The organism is Curtobacterium sp. MCBA15_008 (assembly GCF_001865065.1).
Classification (GTDB): domain Bacteria; phylum Actinomycetota; class Actinomycetes; order Actinomycetales; family Microbacteriaceae; genus Curtobacterium.
On the sequence record NZ_MJGN01000036.1, the window covers coordinates 1 to 5,559 of the forward strand.

Here is a 5,559-nt window from a genome sequence, read left to right on the forward strand (position 1 = left end):
GACTTATTTTGCAACACCAGGGAACCCCTGACCATCCGTGGTCAGGGGTTTTCTGCGTTCACCGGGTGTTCTGCAGGGAGCGGGGACGCCATAGGATCAGCCGACGGAGGAATGATGACCGAAGCCTGGCCGGCGATGCCCGAGGGCTCCCGACTGGCATTGCGGGAGATCCTGATCCACGGCGTGCTCTCGCGCGCTGAGATCGCTCGGTCGCTCGGGTTGTCGCGGGCGAGCCTCACGCGGGCGATGCGCACCCTCGTGGCACACCGGATGGTCGTCGAGGTCGGTACGGATGTCCGTGGCGCCACAGGACGTCCGTCCGAGTTGTTGCAGACGAGCACGGGGGCGTGGGAGTTCCTGGGCGTCAAGCTCACGAAGGACCGGCTCTACGCCGCGGTGACGGACCTCGGCGGCCGCGTGCTCGCCCTGCACGAGGAGTCGATCGAGTCCTCGTCGCCCGAGGACCTTGCAGACCAGGTGGCGACGGTGTCCGAGCAGCTCTGTGCGGTCCACCCGGCGATCTGCGCCGTGGGGGTCTCGCTGCCGGGTGACATCGTGCTCCGTGACGGTCGTGCCGTCGTGGTGTCGTCGCAGTTCCTCGGCTGGCAGGACGTCCCCTTCGCCGCCATGGTCGAGGAGCGTTCCGGGCTGACCGTGTTCACCGCGAACGACGTCCACGCCCTGACCGCGAAGGAACACTGGCTCGGCGCGGGCGCCGGTCGACGGTCGATGGTGCTCGTCACGGTCGGTGAGGGCATCGGGCTCGGGTTGATCGCGAACGGGCAGGTCTCGACGGGGGAGCACGGGCGCCTGGGCCGGATCGGGCACCTGGCCGTCCTCGGCGGTGGGCCGGACTGCGGTCTCGGCCACCACGGCTGCACCTCGAGCTTCCTGCCAAGCCCGGTGATCGTGCAGAACGCCGGCCACGACGGCAAGACCTACGACGAGGTCGTCGAGCTCGCCCGGGCCGGGGACACCCGCGCCGTCGCGGCGTTCGAGGACGCCGGCCGCGCGCTCGGGGTCGTGCTGGCGAGTGCGGTCCTCATCGCGGACCCCTCGGCGATCGTCCTGACCGGCGACGGCCTACCGGTGTACGACCTCGCGCGGCCCGCCGTGGACGAGGCACTCCGTGCTGCCCTGGCGCCGTACGACGAGCCCGTCACGATCGAGGTCCAGCCGTTCGAGTTCTCCGAGTGGGCCCGGGCCGGAGCGGTGCTCGCGATCCGCAGGCTGCTGGGTGAGTGAGCGCGCAGGTCGAGGCAGACCGGCTTAGTTACACACGTTGACAAACCCGGAGAGACCCGGGAGGCTGGTGCGGTCCACCCATCGAAGGAGATGTCGTGCCCGCTGCCCCCACCGTTCCCTGGCCCACCGACGGATTGTCGTTCGGCGGTGACTACAGCCCCGAGCAGTGGCCGCGCGAGGTCTGGCACGAGGACGTCCGCCTGATGCGCGAGGCAGGGGTGAACCTCGTCACGGTCGGGGTCTTCTCGTGGGCGCTGCTCGAGCGGTCGCCGGGGGAGTTCACCTTCGACTGGCTGGACGAGGTGCTCGACCTGCTGCACGAGAACGGGATCGCGGTGGACCTGGCGACGCCGACCGCCGCACCGCCGAACTGGCTTCTCACCGCCCACCCCGAGATCCTGCCGGTGGACGCCACCGAACGCCGCGAGCGTCCAGGCGGACGGCTCGGGTGGTGTGCGGCCTCGGCGACGTTCCGGGAGCACGCGCTCCGCATCGTCGGGGCCCTCGCCGAGCGCTACGGTCGGCACCCCGCCGTCCGGCTGTGGCACGTCAGCAACGAGCTCGGCGGCGGGAACGCGCGGTGCTACTGCGAGGAGTCGGCCGCCGACTTCCGCGACTGGCTCACCGACCGGTACGGGGACGTCGACGCCGCGAACGCCGCGTGGGGCACGGCCTTCTGGGGGCACACCTACACGTCGTTCGACGAGGTGTCGCCGCCGCGCGGGGTCGGCGGTGCCCCGAACCCCGGGCTGGCGCTCGACTTCGAGCGGTACTCGTCGGATGCGCTGCTCCGGCACTTCGACGCCGAGAAGGCCGTGATCGAACGGCACTCGGAAGTCCCGGTGACGACGAACTTCATGGTCGGCGCGGGCTCGCAGGTCGTGGACTACGCCGAGTGGGCCAAGCACGTCGCGATCCCGGCCAACGACCACTACACGCTGGTCGACGACCCCCGGCGTGAGCAGGACCTCGCTCTGGCCGGCGATCGGATGCGCGGCATGACGCGCGGTCGTGGCCCGTGGCTGCTCATGGAGCACTCGACGGGCGGCCCGAGCTGGCAGCAGCGGAACCGTGCGAAGGACCCGAGCGAGCTCGTCCGGAACGCGCTCGCGCACGTCGCCCACGGCTCGGACGGGGCCCTCTTCTTCCAGTGGCGGGCGTCGACCGCGGGCGCGGAACAGTTCCACTCCGCGATGCTCCCGCACGCCGGCACGGCGACGCGGGTGTGGCGGGAGGTCCTCGCGCTCGGCCGGGCCCTGCGTGCGCTCGAGCCCGTGCAGGGCAGCCGCGTCGAGCCGGCCCGGGTGGCGATCGTCGTCGACGAGGCCTCCGGCTGGGCGCTGCAGTCCGGCCTCAAGCCGCACCGGGGGCTGCGCTACGCCACCGAGATCCGCGCCTGGCACCGGGCCTTCCACGACCGGCAGGTGCTGACCGACGTCGTCCCGCTCGACGCCGACCTGGACGGCTACGACGTCGTGGTGCTGCCGACCCTGCTCATCGTCGACGACGCCTCCGCCGCCCGGCTCGCCGCCGTGGTCGACCGCGGTGCCACCCTGGTCGTCACCTACCTGTCCGGGGTCGCCGACGAGACCGCGCGGATCCGGACCGGCGGGTACCCCGGCGCCTTCCGCCAGGTCCTCGGCGCGTGGAGCGAGGAGTTCACGCCCCTGCAGATCGACGAGATGCGGACGCTCGACGACGGCGGCGTGGTCACCGACTGGGCCGAGGCCGTGGTCGTCGAGGACGCCGAGGTGGTGCTGTCGTACACGGACGGTCCGCTCGCCGGGAGCGCGGCGGTGACCCGCCGCGCCGTCGGCGGCGGCGCCTGGTACGTGTCGGCGAGGCTGCCCGATCAGAGCACCCAGCGGGTGGTGGACCGGATCATCGCGGAGCGGGCGGTCCCGCGGACGGTCACCGCGCCTCCAGGCCTGGAGGCTGTGCGTCGCGTCCGTGACGACGGCTCGGCGTTCCTGTTCCTGCTGAACCACACCGACGGTGACGTCGTCCTGTCGGCCGCCGGGACCGACGTGCTCGACGGGACCGTGCACGGGCCCGACACGGTCGTGCCCGCCGGTCGCGTCCGTGTGCTCCGCGAGGAGCGTGCGTCGTGACCGTCCTCGATCGCGAACCCACACCGGCCGGGGCCGTGGAGCCGGTGCGGTACCTCCACGTCCTGCGGGGCGGCGGGGTGTCCCTCGTGCTCGCGACCGCCGTGGACGGGCTGCCCGAGGTGCTGCACTGGGGGCGGGACGTCGGGCCGCTGGCGGACACCGACGCCGAGGACCTGCTCCTCGCGCTCGGACGGCCGGTCACCCCGAGCGGGTTCGACGTGCCGTGGCCGCTCACCGTGCTGCCGACCGAACGCGACGGCTGGGAGGGGCGTCCCGCGATCGCCGGGCACGTGGACGGCGAACCACTCGTGCCCCGGTGGCGCGACGTCGAGGTGGTGTCGGAGTCCGGCAGCGCGCTCGTCACCGCGACCTCCGACAGCCTGACGCTCGCGAGTGCGTTCACCCTCGACGAGGCCGGTGTGCTGCGCGTCCGGCACGCCGTGACGAACGCCGGGCACCGGCCCGTGCACCTGCAGGCGCTCGACGCCACGCTGCCCGTCGGGGAACGGGTGGCGGAGGTGTTCGACCTCGCCGGCCGGTGGACCCGCGAACGCACCCCGCAGCGCCGAGCCCTGACGCAGGGCGCCCACGCACGGGAGAGCCGACGCGGTCGCACCGGGCACGACGCCCCGACGCTGCTCGTGCTCGGGACCACCGGGTTCTCGGACGACACCGGGGAGCTGTGGGCCGTGCACCTGGCGTGGAGCGCGGACTCGGTGTACCGCCACGACGTCCTCGCGGAGGCGCGGCCGGTGCTCGGCGCGGGCGAACTCCTGCGGTCGGGCGAGGTCGTGCTCGCCGAGGGCGAGACCTTCACCAGCCCGGACGTCGTGTTCGTCTGGAGCGACGCCGGGCTCGACGGGCTGTCGGACCGGCTGCACGACTCCCTCCGCGCCCGACCCGGACACCCGCGACGACCGCGCCCGCTCGTGCTCAACACGTGGGAGGCCGTCTACTACCGGCAGGAGCTCGGGGCGCTCGCAGCCCTGGCCGACACCGCCGCGGACGTCGGCGTGGAGCGCTTCGTGCTGGACGACGGGTGGTTCCTCGGTCGGCGCTCGGACGGCACGGCACTCGGGGACTGGAGCGTCGACCCGACGGTCTGGCCGGACGGCCTGGCGCCGCTCGTCGACCACGTGCGCGGCCTCGGCATGGAGTTCGGCCTCTGGTTCGAGCCCGAGATGGTCAGCCCGGTGTCGGAGCTGGCGGCGGCGCACCCCGAGTGGATGCTCCAGCGGCCCGACGACGACGTCCGCACGTGGCGGAACCAGTACGTCCTCGACATGGCGAACCCGCTCGCCCGCGCACACGTGCTCGAGGCGATGTCGGCGGTCATCGGGGAGCACCACGTCGACTTCGTGAAGTGGGACCAGAACCGCGACATCGTGCACGCCGTGCACGACCGTCGCGCCGGCATCGACGCGCACACCCGCGGGGTCTACACCCTGATGGACGAGCTGCGACTCCGGCACCCGTGGCTCGAGATCGAGGCCTGTGCGAGCGGGGGAGCGCGGACCGACCTCGGCGTGCTCGAGCGGACCGACCGGGTGTGGGCGTCGGACTCGAACGACGCCATGGAACGCCTGCCGATCCAGCGCTGGACCGAGCTGCTGCTGCCCCTCGAGCTGATCGGGTCGCACGTCGGGCCCGAGGTCTCGCACACGACCCGGCGGCACCTCGACCTGGACTTCCGGATGGCGGTGTCGTTGTTCGGCTCCGCGGGCATCGAGACCGACATCACGCGCCTGGCGCCCGACGAGCTCGATCGGATCCGGGCGTGGACGGCGCTGTACCGGCGGGAGCGCGGGCTGCTGCACTCCGGGCGGGTGCGGCACCTCGACCTGGGGGACCCCGGGTTGGACGCCACCGCGGTCGTCGCTCGGGACGGCTCACGCGCGCTCGTCCGGGTCGCACGGACCGTGACGGGGCCGCGGTCGCTCGCGGTGCCGCTGCGGGTGCGGGGGCTCGATCGCAGCCGGCGCTACCGACTGGCTCCGGTGGACGGGCTCGCCGTGCCGCACGGCCTCGACCCGGTGCCGCCGCCGTGGCTCGGCCGGGGGCACCTCGAGCTGACCGGGGCGGTGTTCGCGGACGTCGGGGCGCGGCTGCCGATGCTCGCGCCGGGGACCGCGATCGTGCTCGGGCTCGACGCGGTCGACTGACCCGGGCCCGGGTCCGGGTCCCCCGCAAAACGCAACTGTGG

At 73.2% G+C, this 5,559-nt stretch carries 3 protein-coding genes; all 3 read left to right on the plus strand.

Going from position 1 to position 5,559, the window contains the following annotated elements; genetic code table 11:
- Window positions 1–114: 114 nt before the first annotated feature.
- The 3 genes from BIU96_RS14425 (at window position 115) to BIU96_RS14435 (ending at window position 5,518) form a co-directional block, all read left to right on the plus strand.
- Window positions 115–1,245: an ROK family transcriptional regulator gene (locus BIU96_RS14425; protein ID WP_175477567.1), complete on the plus strand. Its 1,131-nt coding sequence runs from the start codon at window positions 115–117 to the stop codon at window positions 1,243–1,245.
- Between the two features lie 95 nt (window positions 1,246–1,340).
- On the plus strand, window positions 1,341–3,356 hold the full coding sequence (locus tag BIU96_RS14430; protein ID WP_071293317.1) for a beta-galactosidase: 2,016 nt from the start codon (window positions 1,341–1,343) through the stop codon (window positions 3,354–3,356).
- The gene (locus BIU96_RS14435; RefSeq protein ID WP_254786165.1) at window positions 3,353–5,518 is read left to right on the plus strand and encodes an alpha-galactosidase; all 2,166 of its coding nucleotides are present in this window, start codon (window positions 3,353–3,355) and stop codon (window positions 5,516–5,518) included. The genes BIU96_RS14430 and BIU96_RS14435 overlap by 4 nt, the downstream gene beginning before the upstream one ends.
- The last annotated feature ends 41 nt before the right edge of the window (window positions 5,519–5,559 follow it).

Coding starts and splice junctions, on each gene's coding strand:
- BIU96_RS14425 (WP_175477567.1), top strand. CDS start 115: ATGACCGAAGCCTGGCCGGCGATGCCCGAGGGCTCCCGACTGGCATTG.